The sequence below is a fragment of the Aeromicrobium sp. Leaf350 genome, from assembly GCF_916858655.1.
Taxonomy (GTDB): domain Bacteria; phylum Actinomycetota; class Actinomycetes; order Propionibacteriales; family Nocardioidaceae; genus Aeromicrobium.
Genome location: NZ_CAKASL010000001.1, coordinates 674969 through 694139, shown reverse-complemented (window position 1 = coordinate 694139; position 19171 = coordinate 674969). Strand labels below are relative to the sequence as shown.

18 protein-coding genes are annotated in these 19171 nt (G+C 72.7%); 14 read left to right on the top strand and 4 right to left on the bottom strand.

Features of this window, described 5'->3' with window-relative positions:
• The first annotated feature begins 41 nt into the window (after positions 1-41).
• From LO931_RS03455 to LO931_RS03400, 11 genes are all read left to right on the top strand, one after another.
• Positions 42-404 carry a holo-ACP synthase gene (locus LO931_RS03455; protein WP_229051824.1) on the top strand — a complete coding sequence of 121 codons (363 nt, stop codon included), beginning with the start codon at positions 42-44 and terminating at the stop codon, positions 402-404.
• Positions 405-406: 2 nt separating this feature from the next.
• Positions 407-1822 (top strand): NAD(P)H-hydrate epimerase, encoded by a 1416-nt coding sequence (locus LO931_RS03450; RefSeq protein WP_229051823.1) that lies wholly within the window; start codon positions 407-409, stop codon positions 1820-1822.
• Positions 1819-2997: an alanine racemase gene (alr, locus tag LO931_RS03445; protein WP_370636057.1), complete on the top strand. Its 1179-nt coding sequence runs from the start codon at positions 1819-1821 to the stop codon at positions 2995-2997. Before LO931_RS03450 ends, alr begins: the two co-directional genes overlap by 4 nt.
• Positions 2994-3977, top strand: a complete 984-nt coding sequence (locus tag LO931_RS03440; RefSeq protein ID WP_229051821.1) for an alpha/beta fold hydrolase — start codon at positions 2994-2996, stop codon at positions 3975-3977. The genes alr and LO931_RS03440 overlap by 4 nt, the downstream gene beginning before the upstream one ends.
• A 13-nt stretch (positions 3978-3990) precedes the next feature.
• Positions 3991-5001: a tRNA (adenosine(37)-N6)-threonylcarbamoyltransferase complex ATPase subunit type 1 TsaE gene (gene tsaE / locus LO931_RS17540; RefSeq protein WP_255657708.1), complete on the top strand. Its 1011-nt coding sequence runs from the start codon at positions 3991-3993 to the stop codon at positions 4999-5001.
• A gap of 24 nt (positions 5002-5025) precedes the next feature.
• Positions 5026-5658 (top strand): tRNA (adenosine(37)-N6)-threonylcarbamoyltransferase complex dimerization subunit type 1 TsaB, encoded by a 633-nt coding sequence (gene tsaB / locus LO931_RS03425; protein WP_229051820.1) that lies wholly within the window; start codon positions 5026-5028, stop codon positions 5656-5658.
• Positions 5655-6101 (top strand): ribosomal protein S18-alanine N-acetyltransferase, encoded by a 447-nt coding sequence (gene rimI, locus LO931_RS03420; protein WP_229051819.1) that lies wholly within the window; start codon positions 5655-5657, stop codon positions 6099-6101. Before tsaB ends, rimI begins: the two co-directional genes overlap by 4 nt.
• Positions 6098-6556, top strand: coding sequence for a DedA family protein (locus LO931_RS03415; RefSeq protein ID WP_229051818.1), 459 nt, complete (start codon positions 6098-6100; stop codon positions 6554-6556). The genes rimI and LO931_RS03415 overlap by 4 nt, the downstream gene beginning before the upstream one ends.
• Before the next feature lie 69 nt (positions 6557-6625).
• Positions 6626-8977, top strand: a complete 2352-nt coding sequence (locus tag LO931_RS03410) for a hypothetical protein (RefSeq protein WP_229051817.1) — start codon at positions 6626-6628, stop codon at positions 8975-8977.
• A 27-nt stretch (positions 8978-9004) separates the two neighbouring features.
• Positions 9005-11194 (top strand): hypothetical protein, encoded by a 2190-nt coding sequence (locus tag LO931_RS03405; protein WP_229051816.1) that lies wholly within the window; start codon positions 9005-9007, stop codon positions 11192-11194.
• A 94-nt stretch (positions 11195-11288) separates the two neighbouring features.
• Positions 11289-13292 (top strand): glycosyltransferase, encoded by a 2004-nt coding sequence (locus tag LO931_RS03400; RefSeq protein ID WP_229051815.1) that lies wholly within the window; start codon positions 11289-11291, stop codon positions 13290-13292.
• Positions 13293-13326: 34 nt separating this feature from the next.
• Here LO931_RS03400 and LO931_RS03395 read toward each other — a convergent pair whose 3' ends face one another.
• The 4 genes from LO931_RS03395 to LO931_RS03380 are packed head-to-tail and all read right to left on the bottom strand — an operon-like array spanning position 13327 to position 16550.
• A complete protein-coding gene (locus LO931_RS03395; protein WP_229051814.1) occupies positions 13327-14316 on the bottom strand; it encodes an NAD(P)-dependent oxidoreductase in 990 nt (329 codons plus the stop codon).
• Positions 14261-15280: a glycosyltransferase gene (locus LO931_RS03390; protein WP_229051813.1), complete on the bottom strand. Its 1020-nt coding sequence runs from the start codon at positions 15278-15280 to the stop codon at positions 14261-14263. The genes LO931_RS03395 and LO931_RS03390 overlap by 56 nt, the downstream gene beginning before the upstream one ends.
• A complete protein-coding gene (locus LO931_RS03385; protein ID WP_229051812.1) occupies positions 15277-16110 on the bottom strand; it encodes a glycosyltransferase family 2 protein in 834 nt (277 codons plus the stop codon). Before LO931_RS03385 ends, LO931_RS03390 begins: the two co-directional genes overlap by 4 nt.
• Positions 16107-16550, bottom strand: a complete 444-nt coding sequence (locus tag LO931_RS03380) for a GtrA family protein (RefSeq protein WP_229051811.1) — start codon at positions 16548-16550, stop codon at positions 16107-16109. The genes LO931_RS03385 and LO931_RS03380 overlap by 4 nt, the downstream gene beginning before the upstream one ends.
• 141 nt (positions 16551-16691) lie before the next feature.
• Here LO931_RS03380 and LO931_RS03375 point away from each other — a divergent pair, with 141 nt between their 5' ends.
• The 3 genes from LO931_RS03375 to tsaD all read left to right on the top strand — a co-directional run bounded on the left by LO931_RS03375 (position 16692) and on the right by tsaD (position 19171).
• Positions 16692-17450 (top strand): 1-acyl-sn-glycerol-3-phosphate acyltransferase, encoded by a 759-nt coding sequence (locus LO931_RS03375; RefSeq protein ID WP_229051810.1) that lies wholly within the window; start codon positions 16692-16694, stop codon positions 17448-17450.
• Between the two features lie 329 nt (positions 17451-17779).
• A complete protein-coding gene (locus LO931_RS03370) occupies positions 17780-18079 on the top strand; it encodes a DUF427 domain-containing protein (RefSeq protein WP_229051809.1) in 300 nt (99 codons plus the stop codon).
• A 48-nt stretch (positions 18080-18127) separates the two neighbouring features.
• The gene (gene tsaD / locus LO931_RS03365) at positions 18128-19171 is read left to right on the top strand and encodes a tRNA (adenosine(37)-N6)-threonylcarbamoyltransferase complex transferase subunit TsaD (RefSeq protein WP_229051808.1); all 1044 of its coding nucleotides are present in this window, start codon (positions 18128-18130) and stop codon (positions 19169-19171) included.

Sequence of the window (19171 nt, the reverse complement as noted above, 5' to 3'; positions counted from 1 at the left end):
CATCGAGCCTGAGGCGGCTGAGCGGCGCTAGGGTGGAGCGCATGGGTGTCAGCGGTGTCGGCGTCGACGTCGTGGACCTGGCGCGCTTCGCGGAGTCGCTCGAGCGCACCCCCACGCTGCGACAGCGGCTGTTCACGCCGGGCGAGGTCGAGGCCGGCCTGAGGCTGGAGTCGCTCGCCGGTCGTTTCGCGGCGAAGGAGGCCTTCGTCAAGGCCCTGCGAGCCCCCGCCGGCATGTCGTGGACCGACATCGAGGTCGTCGTCGACGACCGCGGTGCTCCTTCGTTCGTCCTGTCGGGCCTGGCCGAGGCGCGCGTGCACGAGCTCGGCATCACGTCGCTGCACCTGTCGATCGCGCACGACGGCCCGGTCGCGACCGCGTTCGTGGTCGCCGAGGTGGCCTGACGATGCTGCGCGCGCACGACGTCGCGGCGGTCCGTGCCGCCGAGGAGGCGGCCGCCCGCGCGGTGGGCTGGGACGCCCTGATGCAGCAGGCCGCCGACGCGCTTGCTGACGTGCTGCTGGAGGTGCTCCCCCCGGGACGCACCCCCGTCGTCCTCGTCGGACCCGGCAACAACGGCGGTGACGCGCTGTTCGCCGCGGCGCGGCTGCGGGAGCGGGGGCGGCCGGTCAACGTCTGCCTGCTCGACCCCGACCACGCGCACGAGGCCGGCCTCGCGGCGGCCCGCGCGGTGGGCGTCGGCGAGGTGACCGAGCCGCACGGTCACACCGTCGTGGTCGACGGGCTGCTGGGCATCGGGGCCCGAGCGGGACTCACCGGACGAGCGGCCGAGTGGGCACGCTGGCAGGCCGAGACGCGACCGTTCACGGTGGCGGTCGACGTGCCGTCAGGCGTCGGGGTCGACGACGGCACGACGCCCGGCCCTCACCTCGTGGCCGACCACACCGTCACGTTCGGCTCGTACAAGACCGGGTTGCTCCTCGGTCCGGCCGCGGACGCCGCCGGCGCGCTGACGCTCGCGCCCATCGGGCTCGACCCGCACCTGGGCGACCCCTCCGTCGAGGCGCTCACGACCGCCGACGCAGCCGTGCTCGCGCCCGCCGTGCCGCACGGCCACGCCCACAAGTACTCGCGCGGTGTCGTGGGCGTCCGGGCCGGTTCCGCCGACTTCCCCGGTGCCGCTCACCTCGCGGTGGCGGGCGCCCAGTCCGGCACGGCGGGATACGTGCGCTTCGTCGGCGACGACGAGGTCGCGCGCCAGGTCGTGCTCCGTGCGCCCGAGGTGGTGCCCGCCACCGGGCGCGTGCAGGCCTGGGTCGTCGGACCCGGAGGTGGCGACGACGTCGCCGAGCACCTCCAGGCCGCACTCGCAGACGCGGTGCCCGTCGTGGTCGACGCGACGGCGCTGCAGCACCTGCCCGCCGCCCTGCGCCCGGGCGTCGTCATCACTCCGCACGCGGGCGAGCTCGCGACGCTGCTCGAGGTCGACCGCGCGGACGTCGAGGCCGACCCGTGGAGCCACGCCCGCGCCGCGTCCGAGCGCTGGGGCGCCACCGTCCTGCTGAAGGGACGCCGCACCCTCGTCGAGGCGCCCGGGGAGCCGGTGCGGGTCAACCTCTCGGGCACCGCCTGGCTGGGCACGGCCGGATCCGGGGACGTGCTCTCCGGCCTGCTCGGCTCGTTGCTCGCCTCGGGCCTGTCGCCCCGCGACGCGGCCTCGGTCGCCGCCTTCGTGCACGGCGCCGCCGCTGTGCGGGCGAATCCCGGTGGCCCCGTGACGGCCACGGGGGTCGCGGCCCGCATCCCCGGCGTCGTGGCCGACTTCCTCGCCGGCCGCCTCACGGGGGAGCGGGACTGGTGACGCCGCCGACGCCACAGGCTCTGCCGTCGACGCCACAGGCTCTGCCGTCGACGCCACAGGCGTGGGCCGAGGTGGACCTGGACGCCTACCGGCAGAACGTGCGCACGCTCGCGGCGCTCGCTCCCACCGCGCAGCTCATGACGGTCGTGAAGGCCGACGCCTACGGGCACGGACTCCTGCCGGTGGCCCGCGCCGCGCGCGAGGCCGGAGCCGACTGGATCGGCGTGGCGACGCTCGACGAGGCCCTCGCCCTGCGAGCGGCCGGCGACGAGGGTCCGCTGCTGTGCTGGCTCGCGGCCCCAGGGGCCGACTTCGCCGCGGCCGCCCGCGCCGACGTCGAGGTCACCGCGTCCTCCGCCGAGCAGCTTGCGGAGGTCCTGGCGGCCGCGGACGTGCCGAGCACCCAGCTCAAGGTCGACACGGGCCTCGGCCGCAACGGCGCCTTCGGCGACCAGTGGACCGACCTCGTCGCCGCGGCGGCCCGCGCGGTCGAGGGCGGCGCGCGCATCACCGGCGTCTGGTCGCACCTCGCCTGCGCCGACGAGCCGAGCCACCCCGCGAACGACGCCCAGGAGGCCCGGTTCCGCGAGGCCGTCGCCGAGCTCGAGGCCGCCGGCGTCGATCCCGGGTTGCGCCACCTCGCCAACTCGGCCGCGCTGATGACCCGGCCCAGCGCCCACTTCGACCTCGTCCGTGCGGGCATCGCCACGTACGGGCTGCCGCCCGACCCGACCATGCCCCACGACGTCCCCCTGACGCCCGTGATGTCGCTGCGCGCGCGCCTCGCCGCGGTCAAGCGGGTGCCGGCCGGGCAGGGTGTCTCCTACGGATACCGCCACGTGACCCAGCGCGAGACGACCCTCGGCCTGGTGCCGATCGGCTACGGCGAAGGGGTGCACCGCGCCGCCACGGGCCGCGCCTCCGCCTTCTTCGCGGGCCGGCGTGTCCCGGTCGTCGGCACGATCTGCATGGACCAGATGGTCGTCGACCTCGGCGACCTGCCGGCCCGGCGCGGTGACGTCGTGACCCTGTTCGGGCCCGGCACCGCGGGGGAGCCCACCGCGGTCGACTGGGCGGTGGCCTCTGGCACGATCGCGTACGAGGTCGTCACGGGGCTCGGGGGCCGCATCCAGCTCGTCCACACCCACGACCACGATCCAGGGGGAACCCGATGAAGCGCATCACGACGGCTGCCGTCACGGCGGCCGCCTTCGCCGGAGCCGGTGTCGCGGCCTCGCTGCTGCGGCGCCAGCGCATCGTCGAGCGCCGTCGCCACCTCGGCGGCGACGTGCCGTTCGGCTCGGTGCGCGGCGAGCGGCACACGGTCGTCGCGCAGGACGGCACCGAGCTGAACGTCGAGGTCGACGAGCCCGACGCCGACGGCGACGACGGCCTCACGATCGTCTTCGTCCACGGCTGGATGTGCGACCAGGACACCTGGCACTTCCAGCGCCTGCACCTGCGCGGCAGTGCCCGGCTCGTGTTCGTCGACCAGCGGGGGCACGGCGCCTCGGGCCCGACGTCGGGTGCCAACTCCGACCTCAGCCACCTGGCCGACGACCTCGCGCGGGTCATCGCGGCGCACGGCAAGGGTCGCGTGGTGGTCGTGGGCCACTCGATGGGCGGCATGGCGACGATGCAGCTCGCCGCCGACTTCCCCGAGCTGTTCGGTGGCACGGTGGTCGGCGTCGCGCTGGTCGGCACGAGTGCCGGCAAGCTCGTCCGCGGCACGCCTGCGCTCGAGCGTCTCGCCTGGTTCGTGCGCCGCTCCGGCCCCGTGCTCGACTGGGGTCGCGCGTTCAACAGCGAGACCGTCATCCGGCGCTGGGCCGTCGGCCCCGACGCCGACCCGCAGCGAGCGGCGATGGCCGACGAGATGATCTCGCGGGCCCCGTCGCGCGTCATCGCCGACTTCTACCCGAACTTCCCGTCGCTCGACCTGTTCGACGCCCTCTCGACGCTGGCCGACGTGCCCGTGACCGTCGTGTGCGGCACGTCCGACCTCCTGACGCCGCCCAAGCACAGCCGGCGCCTGGCCGAGGCCATCGACGGCGCGCGGCTCGTGCTCGTCGAGGGGGCCGGCCACATGGTCATGCTCGAGGACCCGGACGACGTCTCGGACGCGATCGACGCGCTCGTCGAGCGGGTCCGGTGAACGAGGTGACGCGATGAGCTCCCTGCACGCGCTCGACGTCATCGAGGCGGGCCCCGAGCACGCGGAGGTCGTGGCCGACATCATCCGCCGGTCGTTCGCGGCGCGGCCGGTGCTGGACCCGCCGAGCACCGCGACCGACGAGACCACCGAGTCGGTCGCCGAGGCGCTCGCCGCGTCCGGCGGGCTGCTGGTCGAGCGGCGCGGACGCCCCATGGGTGCGCTGCTGTTCGACGAGTCGCGTCCGGGCCTGCTGGGCCTGCGCCGCGTCGCGGTCGACCCCGAGATCCAGTCGCGCGGCGTCGCGTCGGCGATGGTCGGCGTCGCCGAGGACACGGCGGAGGAGCGGGGCAAGGACGGCATCTGGCTGCACGTCCGTTCCGAGCTGCCCGACACGGTGCGGTTCTGGGAGCGGCGCAAGTACGTGCGCACGGGTGACACCGAGGACGACGGTGGCAGCACCTTGCTGGAGTTCGGGAAGACCCTCTGGCTCGCCCGTGAGACCCACACGCCGGACGACACCCAGGCGCTGGCGGGCCGGCTCGCGACGCTCCTGCGGGCGGGGGATCTGCTGGTGCTCTCGGGCGACCTCGGAGCCGGCAAGACCACGTTCACCCAGGGCCTGGCCGAGGGGCTGGGCGTGCGGGGTCCCGTGACGTCGCCGACGTTCGTCATCGCCCGCACCCACCCGTCCCTGACCGACGGGCCCGGTCTGGTGCACGTCGACGCCTATCGGCTCGGCTCGGCAGCGGAGCTCGACGACCTCGACCTCGACGCCTCCGTCGACAGCTCGGTGACGGTCGTGGAGTGGGGCCAGGGCATCGCCGAGCAGCTGGCATCCAACCGGCTCCACGTGCACCTGGAGCGCCGGCACGCCCGCCCCGGCGACCCGCTCGGCACGCGCGACCCGATGGGCGTCGCCGCCGGTGAGGCCGACGACCTCGCGGAGGCCCGCGTCCTGACGATCCGCTCCTACGGGTCGCGCTGGCTCGGCGTGCCGCTGCGCTCGACCCTCCTGGGCGCCTGAGTCGGCGCTGGCTAGGCTCGGCCCGTGCTCCTGCTCGCCTTCGACACCGCGACCCCGGCCATCACGGTCGCGGTCCACGACGGCAGTTCCGTGGTCGGCGAGGCGGGCGGCGAGGGCGCCACGGCGCACGGCGAGCAGCTGGCCCCGGCCATCACGGCCGCACTTCGCCAGGCGGGTGCCGTCCCGGCCGACCTCACGGACGTCGCGGTGGGTGTCGGTCCGGGCCCCTACACGGGCCTCCGGGTCGGCGTCGTGACGGCGCTGACCCTCGGAGCCACCCTCGGCCTGCGCACCCACGGTGTCTGCACGCTCGACGTCCTCGCGGTCGACGCCGCCGAGGCCTTCGACGGCGAGTTCCTCGTCGCGACCGACGCCCGCCGCCGCGAGGTCTACTGGGCGCGGTACGGACCTGACGCGCGCCGGCTCGACGGTCCAGCGGTCGACACCCCGGCGGCCGTGGTCGAGCGCTTCGGCGACCTGCCGGTGGTCGGCCGCGGAGCCGAGGTCCACGCCGCCGTGCTCGGGGGATCGCGGGGCCCGCTCGACCCGACGGGAGCCGCCCTCGCGCGCGCCGTGGTCGACCGGCTCGTCGAGGTCCTCCCGCTCGAGCCGTTGTACCTGCGCCGGCCCGACGCCGTGCCGCTCGACCAGCGATGACCGCCACGGTGGTCGTCCGCGCCGCGACCCAGGACGACGTCCCCGTCCTCGCCGAGCTGGAGCGCGCCTGCTTCGACGACCCGTGGAGCGCGTCGTCGGTCGCGAGCGAGGTGGCCTCGGTCGAGCGGCACGTGCGCCTGGCCGTGGAGGGGGAGACGGCCGTGGGCTGGTCGTCGACGCTCGTCGTCGCCGAGACCGCCGACCTGCTGCGGGTCGCCGTCCGTCCCGCGTCCCGTCGCCGAGGCGTGGCACGGGTGCTGGTGGAGGAGCTGCTGCGCACCGCCGCGGACGCCGGCGCCGAGCGCATCCTGCTGGAGGTCGCGGCGGACAACACCGGCGCGCAGGCGCTCTACGGCGGGCTGGGCTTCCGCGAGATCCACCGGCGCCGGGCGTACTACGCCGACGGCGGCGACGCCCTCGTCATGGAACGGGCGCTGCCGTGAACGGCGTGCTCGACGACATCCGCTCCTGGCCCTGGTTCTGGGCCTGGCTGACCCTGTTCGCGATCGTCGTGCTGCGGGCCGGCGCGACGTACGGCATCGGCCGGCTCATCGCCGCCGGCGCTGCCCGCGGCCGCGAGCCGAGCGAGCGGCTCAGGTTCGCGATGGAGCGGGTCGACCGCTGGGGTCCGCCCGCGGTGACGCTGAGCTTCCTGACGGTCGGGGCGCAGACCGTCATCAACCTGGCGGCGGGCCTCTGCCGGATGACGACGCCGCGCTACCTGCTCGGGCTCGTGCCGGGCGCCGCGCTCTGGGCGACGATCTGGACCACGATCGGCGCCGGTGTGTTCTCGCTCCTGCGCCAGACCGGCTCCCACCCCGTCCTGGTCGGGGTCGTGATCGCGGTGCTCCTGGGCGTGGTGCTCGTGGCGGTCGGCAGCTCTCGCCGGCGCGTCTGACCGTCCGACCGGACTGCTGTCTCCCGAGGACCCGGGACAGAACCCGTGCCGTACCGCATACTGACTCCCATGCGTCACAGCACCCCCACGCGTCACAGGACGTCGCCGGCCTTCCGGTCGCTGCGCCTCGTCCTGGTCGGGGTGCTCGTCGCCGTCGGCTTGGTCGGCGTCCTGAACGTGTCGCGCGCCCCGGACTCCGAGGCCGTCGACATGTCCCAGTTCCGGCCCGGCAACATCATCAGCGACGCGGTGTTCTTCGACACCGGGACGATGAGCGTCGCCCAGATCCAGTCGTTCCTGGACGCCCAGGGCTCCCGCTGCACCGACGCCTACTGCCTCAAGCACATCAACCTCATCTCGGTGAACAAGGCGGCCGACGCGTACTGCAACGGCTACGCCTCCCCGGGGTACGAGAAGGCCGCCACGATCATCTGGAAGGTCGCCCAGTCGTGCGGCGTCAACCCCCAGGTCATCCTGGTCATGCTCCAGAAGGAGCAGGGCCTCGTCACGACCACCGCCCCGACCGACGGGAAGTACCGCGCGGCGATGGGCATGGGGTGCCCCGACACCTCGGCGTGCGACGCCCAGTACTACGGGTTCGGCAACCAGGTGTACGCCGGCATCCGCCAGATGCGCGTCTACGAGCTCAGCGGTCGGTACACCTGGAACAACCCCGGCACCTCGCCGACGATCCGGTACCACCCCAACGCCGCGTGCGGCGGCACGCCGGTCTACATCGAGAACCAGGCGACGGCCAACCTCTACTACTACACGCCGTACCAGCCGAACGCGGCGTCGATCGCGGCCGGCGCGGGCACCGGGGACAGCTGCTCCTCGTACGGCAACCGCAACTTCTACCGCTACTTCAGCGACTGGTTCGGCTCGACCCAGGGCGGAGCGGTGCGACTCATCCGCACCGCCGCCGACCCCACGGTCTACCTGATCGACGGACTGCGTCGCTGGAGCGTCGCGTCCCTCGACGACTACAACGAGCTGATCCAGGTGTTCGGCCCGCTCAACACGGTCAGCGCGAGCTTCGTCAACCGCTACGCCGCCGCCGGAGCCACGTCGACGATCCTGCACGACACGGGCAGCGGTGCCATCAGCCTCGTGCAGGACGGCACGCTGCACCGGTTCGCGAGCTGTGACCAGGTGGCGATCTGGGGCGGGTCGTGCGCGAGCCTCACGAGCGCCCACCCGGCGATGTTCGCCGGCACGACCGCGGGCCCCGAGATGTCGAGCTGGGCCCGGGTCGGCGCTGGTGCCCGACCCGTCCTGCTGTCCTCGTCCGGCGCGGCCCAGCCGTACTGGGACGCCGAGGCGGTCCGGGCCCTGACCGGGTCGCCGCTCGGGTGGACCGCTCGCATGGGCGACGCCCGCTACGCCGCCTTCACCAAGGCGCCGACGCTGTTCGCCCCGGCGACGCTGGTGCGCGACGCCGCCTCGCCGCAGGTGTACTTGACCGACGGCACGAACACCCTGCTGCCCGTCGCGGACTTCGCGGCGACCACGGAGCTGGGCCGGGCGTCCAGCACGCTCCAGACCGTCACCGCCGCCGACCTGACCGGCTACCGCCCGGCGGGGACCAAGGTCGAGACCGCGGTCACCTGTGGTGGATCGACCTACGTCGCCGGGACCGGCACGCTGCACCGCCTCGCGAACCCGGCCGCTGCCGGGCTCCCCACGGTGGCGCTCCAGCCGCAGACGTGTGCCCAGCTCGCCCTCGGCGGGCGAGCGGTCGCGTCCGGCCTCCTGGTCAAGAAGGCCGGCGACGCCACGGTCTACTCCGTCGAGCAGGGCGTCCGTCGAGCGGTCCTGTCGTGGTCCGACGCCCAGCGCATCGGAGGCGAGGGCGACCCGACCATCGTCACGATGACGGCCGACGGCCTGGCCCGCATCCCCGCCGGGGGAGCCCGCCTGCGCGACGCGTCGCTCGTGAAGCCGAGCAGCTCGCCCGAGGTCCTCGTGGTCTCCGGCGACAAGCTCGCCCGCATCCCGTCGTTCGCGATGGCCGCCCAGTGGGGCATCCCGTCCTCGTTCGCGACCGTCTCGACGGCCGACCTCGGCACCCGCACCCGCGTCGCCGACCTGAGCCTCTGGGGCCGGTGCGGCACCGACCTGGTGGCCGCCGCGAGCGGCAAGGTCTCCCGCGTCACCGGCGCCGACGCGGCGCAGGGATTCGCGGTGCAGGAGTGGACGACCGAGGCGTGCGCGACCTTCGACCGCACGGGCCCCACCGTTCCCCGCCTGTTCGTGAAGGCCTCGAACGACGCCACGGTCCTGGCGGCCGAGGGCGGCACGTACCGACCCGTGACGAGCTGGGACGCGCTCGTGCGCCTGAACGGCGGCGGCACGCCGGTCGTGCTGACGGTGGACCCGGGCGTGGCCTCCGGCCTGCCCCGCGGGGCAGCCGTCAGCTGACGCTGAACCATGTCTAACCTAGGGCGCATGACTTCTGCCGTCGACGAACGTCCGGCGACGGCACGGTCCGACCGGCGCGCGTCGCTGGGGTGGTGGGCCCTGGCGTGCGTCGCCACGCTCGTGACGGTCGTGCTGCGCCTGGTGCGCAACCCGACCTACTACTTCCTGGACGACACCCAGACCGGCGCCGTGGGCCAGTGGTACGCCCTCGGGCAGCGACTGCTCGACGGCGACTGGACGATCCTGGACCCCGGCGCCTGGCAGGGCGGCAACCTGCTCGTCGAGGGTCAGTGGGGGTTGTGGAACCCGCTCTCCTGGCTCGTCGCGATCGGCAGCCACGCCCAGGACGACGCGGCGCTGTACGCGACGTTCGTCAAGGTCGTCTTCCTGCTCGTGCTGACGAGCGGCGTCTTCCTGCTCGCGCGCACCTACGGGGCCTCGGCGCCCTGGGCCGCCGTCGCGGGCTTCGCCGTCACGCTGGGCGGGCAGACCGCCTACCTCGACTCACCCTCGTGGGTGACGGGCCTGATGGGGTCGGGCCTGTTCGCCTGGACCTGGTGGGCGATGGACCGCTACCTGCGCCACGGCCGCCATCCGTGGCCGTTCTTCGTCCTGTCGTACCTGCTCGTGACGGTCGGGTACGTCGCGCCCGTGCTGATGCTCATCGCCCTGTTCGTGGCGATGCTCATCGCCCAGGGACTGCAGAAGAGCTGGTCGGACGTCCGACGCACCCTGGGCCTCGGCGTCTACAGCGGCCTCCTTGTCGTCTTCGTGTTCCTGCCGAGCGTGCTCACGTCGTCGGCGACGGTGCGCACCGCGGACGGCATCTTCAACACCCAGGCCCTCAACATGGACCTCGGTGACCTGGCGATCGGTCCGCTGGCCACCGGCTGGCCGACCGTCACCTGGTTCGGCGGCGGCCTGCCGTTCGTCCCGGTGGCCTTCATCGCCTGGTTCATCCCCCTGCTGCCGGCGCTGCTGCTGCGCGGCCGGCGTCCGGAGCTCGCGGTCGTGGGCCTGGTCGGGCTCGCGGGCCTGCTCCTGGTGATGGGCCCCAGCGACGTCGGTCCGCTGCGCTTCCAGATCCGGATGATGCCGTACGTCGTGATGGCGTTCTGCGTGGCGTTCGCCGTCCTGGCCACCAAGAACTGGCCGCGCACCTTCACCCAGCGCGACCGCTGGTGGGCTCGCGGCCTGCTGCTGCTGGCCGTCTGGTCCGGCGCGGTCGCGGTTCCCGCGAACATCGAGTGGGTGGTCCTGGGCGGCCTCGTGCAGGCCGCCCTGCTGGAGTGGATCATGCGGCGCCCCGACCTGACACCGGCCCGGGGCGTGCGGCTGGCCGCGGCCACGGTCGCCGTGGGTGCGCTGGCGTTCTCGGCGCTCGCGACCTGGCAGAACCCGCGCGGACCGCTGCCCGACTTCCACGTCCCGGAGTCGATCGCCGAGTCGGCCGCCACGGAGGCGGGCAGCGAGCACGGCATCTTCACCGTCGGCAACGTCTTCATGCTGTCGGCCAACCCCGACGGCTACAGCGAGACGCTGCTGGCCAACTCCTGGTACCTGACCGGCAAGGACGCCGCGAGCGTCTACACCGTGGTCCGCTTCAAGCGCATGTCCGAGATCCTGTGCTCCGGCGAGCGCGGCGAGACCTGCCCCGACGCCTACGAGCGCCTCTTCCAGCGCGACGGCGACGACCGCACGATCGCCGACGACATGATGCTCAACACGGTCGTCGTCATGAAGGACGACGTCAACGATCGCCCGGTGCCGCCCGACGGCTGGACCCTCGAGACCTTCGAGCACACCTGGATCGTGAGCCGTGACGAGCCCGTCGGCCGCGCCGGCTCGGTCGTCCACGCCGACGGGGCCGAGGTCACGGTCGAGTCCTCCTCCACGACGGAGGTCCGCTTCCGGGTCGACGAGGTCACCGCCGACGACGCGTCGGTCGCGTTCAGCCGCATCGCCTGGCCGGGATACCGGGTCGACGGTCCGGCCTCGGTCGGCGACCCGCGCCGGGACTTCCTGCTCTCGGTCGACCTGGAGGACGCCGCCCCGGGCGACGTCGTCACGGTGCAGTTCCGCCCGCCGGGCTGGACGCTGGAGCTTGCGTCCGCCGCGGTCGCGCTCCTGATCGCCGCCGGCTGGTCGGTGGCCCACCCGCTCGTGCGACGCCGCGCGAGGCGAGCCCCCCGCCCGGACGAGCCCGCCTCGACCTGACCGCGGTGGGTGGGGAACCCCCTCCGAGGCCTGTGAGACGATGGAGCGTCCCGGGGCGGAAGCCCCACGTCCCGCGGAAGGTACCCCTGACAGCATGGCCGGATCGAAGAAGTCCACACCCGCCGAGACGGTCACGACCGTCCTCCAGAAGGTGGTCTTCCCGCCGATGTCGGCCCTCGACGCGGCCGGGCTGTACGTCGACACCGCGTCCGCCGTCTCGATGGTGACGCCTCCGCGCGACCCGTCCGTGCGCAGCACCAGCAAGGACGTGGCGGTGTCGGTCACCGAGACCGGTGCTCCCGTGCACCTCGAGGACTTCCTGTCGCGCCGGTCGCTGCGGGTGCGCGCCAACGAGCGGCTGTCCCTGGGCACGTACTTCAACGGCTTCCCGGCCGGCTACTGGCGGCGCTGGACCACCGTCGAGCAGGTCACGCTGCGGGTGCGCACGAGCGGCGCAGGAACCGTCGTCGTCATGAAGTCGAACGCCCGCGGCGCGCTGCAGCAGCTCGACTCGCACCGGGTGACCGGCGAGACCGAGACGTCCATCGACCTCACGCTCGAGTCGTTCGGTGACGGAGGCTGGCTCTGGTTCGACCTCGTCGCGGGTGAGCAGGACCTCGTGCTCGAGGGGGCCGAGTGGGTCGCCCAGACCGCCGCGCCGCTCACGGGGCGCGCGATGATCCAGATGACCACGATGAACAAGCCGGACTTCTGCATCGACAACCTGCGCCGTCTGGGGCAGGACAGCGACGTGCTGGACCACGTGCAGCAGATCCTCATCGTCGACCAGGGCACCGACAAGGTGGCCGACCAGACCGACTTCGCGGAGGTCGCCGAGCAGCTCGGTGGCCGCCTGCGCATCATCGACCAGTCCAACCTCGGCGGGTCCGGCGGCTTCGCCCGCGGCATGTCCGAGGCCGTGACCCAGGACTTCGACTACGTGCTCCTGCTCGACGACGACGTCGAGGTCGAGACCGAGAGCCTGCCGCGCATGCTCGCGATGTCGCAGCTGGCCAAGACGCCGACCATCATCGGCGGGCAGATGTTCGACCTCTACAACCGGTCGATCCTGCACACGATGGGCGAGGTCGTGAACCCGTGGCGGTTCATGTGGGACAACGCCCACTCGATGATGGGCTACGGCCACGACTTCGCGAGCCTCAACCTGCGCCGGGCGCCGTGGCTGCACCGCCGGGTCGACGTCGACTACAACGGCTGGTGGATGTGCCTGATCCCCACCAGCGTCATCCGTGAGATCGGTGCCGCCCTGCCGGTCTTCATCAAGTGGGACGACGCCGAGTACGGCCTCCGCGCGAAGGAGCACGGCTTCCCGACCGTGACGCTCCCGGGCACCGCGGTCTGGCACGTCTCGTGGGTCGACAAGGACGACACGGTCGGCTGGCAGGCCTACTTCCACGCCCGCAACCGCATCATCGCGGCGCTGCTCCACAGCCCGTACGACAACGGTGGACGCGTGCCGCGCGAGCTCTTCACGCACGACGTCCGTCACCTGCTCTCCCTGCAGTACGGCACGGTCAGCCTGCGCCACCTGGCCGTGGCCGACGTGCTGGCCGGCCCGGAAGGCCTGGCCGACCTGCTGCCGAGCCGGCTCGGCGAGGTGCGCAAGGAGCTCGGCAACCACTCCGACGCGCAGCTGCGCCCCGAGCCGGAGGACTTCCCGGCTCCCGGCATGGCCAAGCCGCCGCGGCGCGGCAAGGGCTTCAGCCAGCCCCCGCGGGCACTCCTGGCGCCGTGGGCCCTCAAGAACTTCGTGCGTCAGGTCGTCGCGCCGGTGGCGGAGGAGCAGCAGCAGCGCCCGCAGGTGCACCTGCCGCACCAGGACAACTCGTGGTGGCGCGTCTCGCAGTTCGACTCGGCGCTCGTCTCGAACGCCGAGGGCACCGGTGCCTCGTGGTACCGCCGTGACCCGAAGAAGCTGCGCACGATGCTGGCCGAGAGCACCCGCCTGTCACGTCAGCTCGGTGCCGACTGGGAGGACCTCAGCCGCCGGTACCGCGAGGCGCTGCCCGAGCTCGTGGGCCTCGAGGCCTGGGGCCGGGTCTTCGACGAGCACACGACCAACGACACGACCTACTGAGTCCTTCCGCCGAGCGGCGCCCGGGTGGTGTCGCTCAGCGGGCGGCCGGCGTGCCGTTGACCATCGCGTGCCGCAGCTGGGCGCGGTAGAGCGCGCTCATGCCCTCGGCCAGCGTCGTGCGGGCGAGGCCGTCGATGTCGGTCCAGACCTCGGACCGGACGCGCAGGTCCGACGCCTGGCCGGACGCGTCGCCCTGGCCCGCGACGATCGGGGCCCGCACGCGGCGGATGCGGCTCGCCTCGCCGATCACGGCGCCGATCGAGGCCGGAGTCATGGACCCGAAGATCTTCGTGCGTGACGTGCCCGGGTCCTCGCCGCCGAGGCGACGCATCGCGGTGGTGACCATCGCGGCACAGTCGTCGGCGTACAGGTAGTCGCGCAGCGTGTCGAGCGGCACGTACACCGAGGTGGGCCGGCCCGTGACGTAGCTCGAGACGATGACCGAGAGCAGGCCCTGCCCCTTCGACAGGTCCTGGCCCGGGCCGTAGAGGTTGGTGATCCGGCCCACGAGCGTGCGCAGCGGGCTGGCCTCCGAGGCGGCCCGCACGACCTGCTCCATCTGCAGCTTCGCGTCGCCGTAGGGGGTCAGCGGTGCGGGCGGGGTCGACTCGGTGAACGGGGGATCGGTGCGGCCGGCGTACACGCCGCCGACCGACGAGGCCACGAAGAGCCGGCCGTGCGCCAGGTTCAGGCCGTCCTGGCGCAGCAGGAGGTCGACGAAGCCGGCGAAGACGTCGACCTCGTCCTGGAGGTGCTCACGCGACGTCGAGGTGACGCCCTTGCCGGCGCACCAGTAGATCTCCCAGGTCGGGGCGATCGCGTCGGCGTCGAGGGCGAACGCCTCCAGCGCCCCCTCGAGGTCCTCGAGCGCGCGACGCGGATCACTCCACGCGATCGAGGCGGAGAAGACGTCGTCGCGCCCGGCGTCGGCCACCGCGCTGCCCAGCAGCCCGCGACCGATCACCCATCTACGCGTCGCCGGCATCGTCTCGGAGCCGCCCGAGCGGACCGGCCGCCGGGTCACGGACGATCAGGTAGGCCGGCTTGCCGAGCGCCATGTTGACGGCCACGCCGAGGTACTCGGCCACGATGCCGAGGGCCACGAGGATCATGCCGGTGGCGAGCGAGAGCATCACCATGATCGAGGTCCAGCCCTCCTCGATCGCACCGCCGAAGATGCGGTTGATCGTGAGGTAGACCGCGAAGGCCAGGCCGAACAGGGCGAACAGGACGCCCGTGATGGTCACGAGCCGCAGGCCCCGGGTGCCGGAGGTCAGCACCATCCGCCAGAAGTGCGCGAGGAGACTGCGGTACGAGTAGCCGCTGGCGCGGTCGCCCTCCGAGCGCAGCATGACCGGCGAGGTCACGATCGAGTTGGCGATCCAGCTCAGTGCGACGTCGAGGTACACGCCGGTGCCGGAGTAGGCGGCGACGCTGCGTCCGACCTCGCCCAGGATGAGGCGGTAGCTGTTGAACACCGAGGCGTCGCCGCCGCCGAAGACCTTCTCGAGCACGCGCTTGGCGCCCTTCGAGGCGGCGTTGCGCACGGCGCCGTGCGGGGCGACGTTCTCCGGGCTGGCGTAGACGACCTGGGCGCGCTCGCGCAGCGCGGTGTCGAGCAGCGACGGGATGTAGGCCGGGTCGTGCTGGCCGTCCTCGTCGAGGGTGACGACCCAGTCGCCGCCCGTGGAGGCGATGCCCGCCAGGGTCGCGGCGTGCTGGCCGAAGTTGCGCGAGAGCCACACGGGCTTGAGGAAGGGGTGCACAGCCGCGAGCTCGCGGATCACGCGGTCGGAGGCGTCCGGGCCGTTGTCGTGGCACAGCACGACCTCGGAGACCCGGGCGCGGTGGCCGTCGGGCGTGCGGAACTCCGTCACCATGGGCTCGAGCTCGGTCACGAGGTCGGGCAGCGTGCGCTCGCCCTGGTAGACGGGCACGACGACGGAGACGTGGTGGACGTATCCCTCGGGATCGCGGTCGTCGGTCATCGCATCCTCCGTCGCAGCACGGCGTAGGCGAGTCGGCGCATGCGGGCGGCGAGGGCCGCGCGGAGACTGCCGACGCGCAGGTCGTTCGCGGACACGACGTCCGGGTGGTGCTCGTGCAGCCAGCGGTAGAAGCCCTTGGCCTGGTCGGACTGCTGCTTGACCAGCACGACGCTCCACTGCTCGGAGCTCATGCGGAACGTGGCACCGGTCTCGGTGTCGGGGACGAAGTCGCCGTGCAGGAGCACGCGGCAGTACGTGCCCTGGTCGATGAGGTACGGGAACTCGGGGAACCAGCCGCCGGCCTCCGTGAGGGCCGAGCGCCGCATCATGACCGAGGCGGGCTCGCCGAACGGGTTGACGCCGGAGCGCACCGCGCGACGCACGGCCTCCGGGCCGGAGGAGGGCTTGTCGATCTTCTGGAGGCCGCGTCCGGCCAGGAGCGTCGTGCTCGTGGAGTCGATGACGTCGCGGCGGCACGCGGTCAGCACGGCAGCGGGACGCGCCCGCAGCAGCTCGGCCTGGCGCCGCAGGACGCCGGGGCGGAGGGTGTCGTCGCCGCACACGAGCTTGATCAGCTCGCCGCTCGCCTCGTCGCTGACCCGCTTCCAGTTGGCGGGGGCGCCGCCGCCGGCCGGGGTGTCGAGCAGGCGCACACGGGGATCGTCGGCGTAGCGGTCCATGACGCTGCGCGTGTCGTCGGTGGAGGCGTGATCGGCGACGATGAGCTCGAAGTCCACTCCCTCCTGCGACAGGACGCTGTCGATCGTCTCGGCGAGGAAGCGGCCGTTGTTGTAGGCGGGCACCACGACCGAGACCGTGGGCTGGCTCATGCGGGGTCCTTCCGACGGAACGAGAAGTGCTGATGGCCGAACCAGCTCAGCATGGTCGTGACGAACACGAAGAAGAACTGGGCGATGATCGGCTTCAGACTAGCGACCTCCACGAGCAGCGGGAGGCACACGGCGTTGATGGCGAACGCGCCTGCGTAGACGATCTGGAAGCGCACGTAGTCGAGCAGCACGTGACCCGTGACCCGGAAGACGAGCTTGCGGTACAGGATGAACGCCGTCGTCGTGCCGATGACGTGCGTGAGGACGAGGCTGACCATGTAGCCGCGGTCGAGGCCCAGCTCGAAGCCGATGAACAGCACGTACGCCCATGCCGTGTTGAAGCCGCCGACGAGCAGGAACGCGATCCTGCGGTCACGGACGAGCCGGAGGAGGGGTCCGTCAGGGCCGGACAGTCCTGCGACGGACTCGGAGTTCTCCACAGCAGCAGCTCACTCGAAAAGACACCACGCCCGAGGCTTCGGACGCCGGGCGAGCCTAGCGCACGGGCCCGCCCGCCCTGCCGGTCCGACGGGTGCCGCGCGTCATCACCACGGTGCACGCGTGTGCACTACGCTCGCCGCATGCGTGACATCACGTACCCGCCCGTCATCGTCACGGCCAAGACGCTCTTCAAGGCCCTGGGGATGAGGTTCCAGACGTCCGGCACCGAGCACATCCCTCGTGAGGGTGGCGCGGTGCTCGCCGCCAACCACATCGGCTACGTCGACTTCGTGTTCGACGGCCTGGCTGCGCAGCCCAGCAAGCGGCTCGTGCGCTTCATGGCCAAGCGCGAGGCCTTCGAGGGGCCCACGGGTCGCCTCATGCGCTCCTTCCACCACATCAGCGTCGACCGCGACAGCGGCGAGGAGTCGTACAACACGGCGGTCGAGTACCTGCGCTCCGGCGAGGTCGTGGGCATCTTCCCCGAGGCGACGATCAGCCGCTCGATGGAGATCAAGGAGCTCAAGACCGGCGCCGTGCGGATGGCCGCAGAGGCCGGGGTCCCGCTGATCCCCATGGTCACGTGGGGCACGCAGCTGCTGAAGACCAAGGACCACGAGTCCGACATCTGGGGTCGTGGCAAGACCGTCGCCCTGCACGTCGGCCCGCCGCTGCAGGTCACGGGGGAGGACCCGGTGGCCGAGACGGCGCTCCTGCACGCCGAGATGACCCGGCTCCTGGAGAAGGCCATCACGGAGTACCCGATCAGTCCCGAGGGCCAGTGGTGGGCGCCGGCCCGCTTCGGCGGACTCGCGCCGACCCCGGAGGAGGCCGCCCGCCTCGACGCCGAGGAGAAGGCGGCCAAGGCGGCGCGCCGCGCGGAGCGCGAGAACGGCTGAGCGCGGAGCGCGAGAACGGCTGAGCGCGGAGCGCGAGAACGGCTGAGCGCGGAAGAGCAGCAAGGACGAGCCAGCGGGGTACCGCTGACCGTCTCCTGACCAGGTCACCGGGTGGGGCGGTGGATCCACCACCGAATAGGGCCGAGCTTGGGGTCCGCGGTGGATGCACCACCGAATCGCGGTTCGTACGGTGGTGGATCCACCGCCAACCCCGTCGTGGCCGGTCTTTCGGTGGTGGATCCACCGCCACTGGGCGGGACGCGGCGGCTGCACGGGTCGCGGGTTCAGGGTGCCGGGGTCACACTGGGAGCAGACCCTGAGGAGGCACCATGAAGGCCGTCTACGGCAGCACCGTCCTGGCCGAGGCCCCGGCCGACCAGCTCGTGAAGATCGAGGGGAACTGGTACTTCCCGCCCTCGAGCCTCACGGGCGAGTTCGCCGAGAGCGACACCGCGTACCACTGCCCCTGGAAGGGCGACACCCAGTACTGGGACGTCGGCACGGGCGACGACAAGCTCGCGGACGGCGCGTGGTCGTACCCCGACCTCCTGCCGGGCGCGGTCGAGCGCGTCGGCACGGACTTCGCCGGCTACGTGGCGTTCGACCGCAAGGTCACCGTCTCCGAGTAGCCGGGCAGGGGTGCCGGGCCCCGGGCGGCAGGATGAAACACTGGCGGGGTGAGTGAACCCGTCGTCCTCGGCATCGAGTCGTCCTGCGACGAGACCGGCATCGGCATCGTGCGGGGCACGGAGCTGTTGGCGCACGTCGTGGCCTCGAGCATGGAGGAGCACGTCCGCTTCGGCGGGATCGTGCCCGAGGTCGCCAGCCGCGCGCACCTCGAGGCGTTCGTGCCGACGCTGACGGAGGCCCTGTCCGACGCCGGCCTCACGATGGCCGAGATCGACGCGATCGCCGTGACCAGCGGCCCGGGTCTGACCGGCGCGCTGCTCGTGGGTCTGGCCGGCGCGAAGGCGCTCGCGGTCGCGCACGACCTGCCGCTCTACGGCGTCAACCACCTGGCCGCCCACGTCGCGGTCGACCAGCTCGAGCACGGCCGCTTCGACCGCCGCGTCGTGGCGCTGCTCGCCAGCGGCGGCCACTCCGAGATCCTGCTCGTCGACGACATCGCCAGCGACATCACCCTGCTCGGCCAGACGATCGACGACGCCGCGGGGGAGGCCTTCGACAAGGTCGCCCGCCTGCTGGGGCTGCCCTACCCGGGCGGCCCGCACATCGACCGGGTCGCGGCCGATGGCGACCCGAGGGCCGTGCCCTTCCCGCGAGGCCTCACGGCGTCGCGCGACCAGGAGAAGCACCGGTGGAACTTCTCGTTCTCCGGGCTCAAGAGCGCCGTCGCCCGCCACGTGCAGCGCGAGCAGCTCGCCGGTCGCGAGCTCGTGGTCGCCGACGTCGCCGCCTCGTTCCAGGACGCGGTGTGCGACGTGCTCACCGCGAAGGCGGTCGAGGCCTGTCGGGTGCACGACGTGGGCACGCTCGTGATCGGCGGTGGCGTGGCCGCCAATTCGCGTCTTCGCTGGTACGCCGAGCAGCGGTGCGCCGAGGCCGGCCTGGAACTGCGTGTGCCGCGGCTCGGTCTGTGCACCGACAACGGCGCGATGGTCGCCGCGCTGGGCGCCGAGGTCGTGCGTCGTGGCCTGCCGCCGTCGGCGCTGGACCTCCGCGCCGACTCCGGCCTGCCGGTCACCTCGGTCGTGGCCTGA

Bases quoted from the DNA above. Each gene is read 5' to 3' on its own strand.
- LO931_RS03455 (WP_229051824.1), top strand. From the start codon at position 42: ATGGGTGTCAGCGGTGTCGGCGTCGACGTCGTGGACCTGGCGCGCTTC.
- LO931_RS03450 (WP_229051823.1), top strand. From the start codon at position 407: ATGCTGCGCGCGCACGACGTCGCGGCGGTCCGTGCCGCCGAGGAGGCG.
- LO931_RS03440 (WP_229051821.1), top strand. From the start codon at position 2,994: ATGAAGCGCATCACGACGGCTGCCGTCACGGCGGCCGCCTTCGCCGGA.
- tsaE (WP_255657708.1), top strand. From the start codon at position 3,991: ATGAGCTCCCTGCACGCGCTCGACGTCATCGAGGCGGGCCCCGAGCAC.
- rimI (WP_229051819.1), top strand. From the start codon at position 5,655: ATGACCGCCACGGTGGTCGTCCGCGCCGCGACCCAGGACGACGTCCCC.
- LO931_RS03410 (WP_229051817.1), top strand. From the start codon at position 6,626: ATGCGTCACAGCACCCCCACGCGTCACAGGACGTCGCCGGCCTTCCGG.
- LO931_RS03405 (WP_229051816.1), top strand. From the start codon at position 9,005: ATGACTTCTGCCGTCGACGAACGTCCGGCGACGGCACGGTCCGACCGG.
- LO931_RS03400 (WP_229051815.1), top strand. From the start codon at position 11,289: ATGGCCGGATCGAAGAAGTCCACACCCGCCGAGACGGTCACGACCGTC.
- LO931_RS03390 (WP_229051813.1), bottom strand. From the start codon at position 15,280: ATGACCGACGACCGCGATCCCGAGGGATACGTCCACCACGTCTCCGTC.
- LO931_RS03385 (WP_229051812.1), bottom strand. From the start codon at position 16,110: ATGAGCCAGCCCACGGTCTCGGTCGTGGTGCCCGCCTACAACAACGGC.
- LO931_RS03375 (WP_229051810.1), top strand. From the start codon at position 16,692: ATGCGTGACATCACGTACCCGCCCGTCATCGTCACGGCCAAGACGCTC.
- LO931_RS03370 (WP_229051809.1), top strand. From the start codon at position 17,780: ATGAAGGCCGTCTACGGCAGCACCGTCCTGGCCGAGGCCCCGGCCGAC.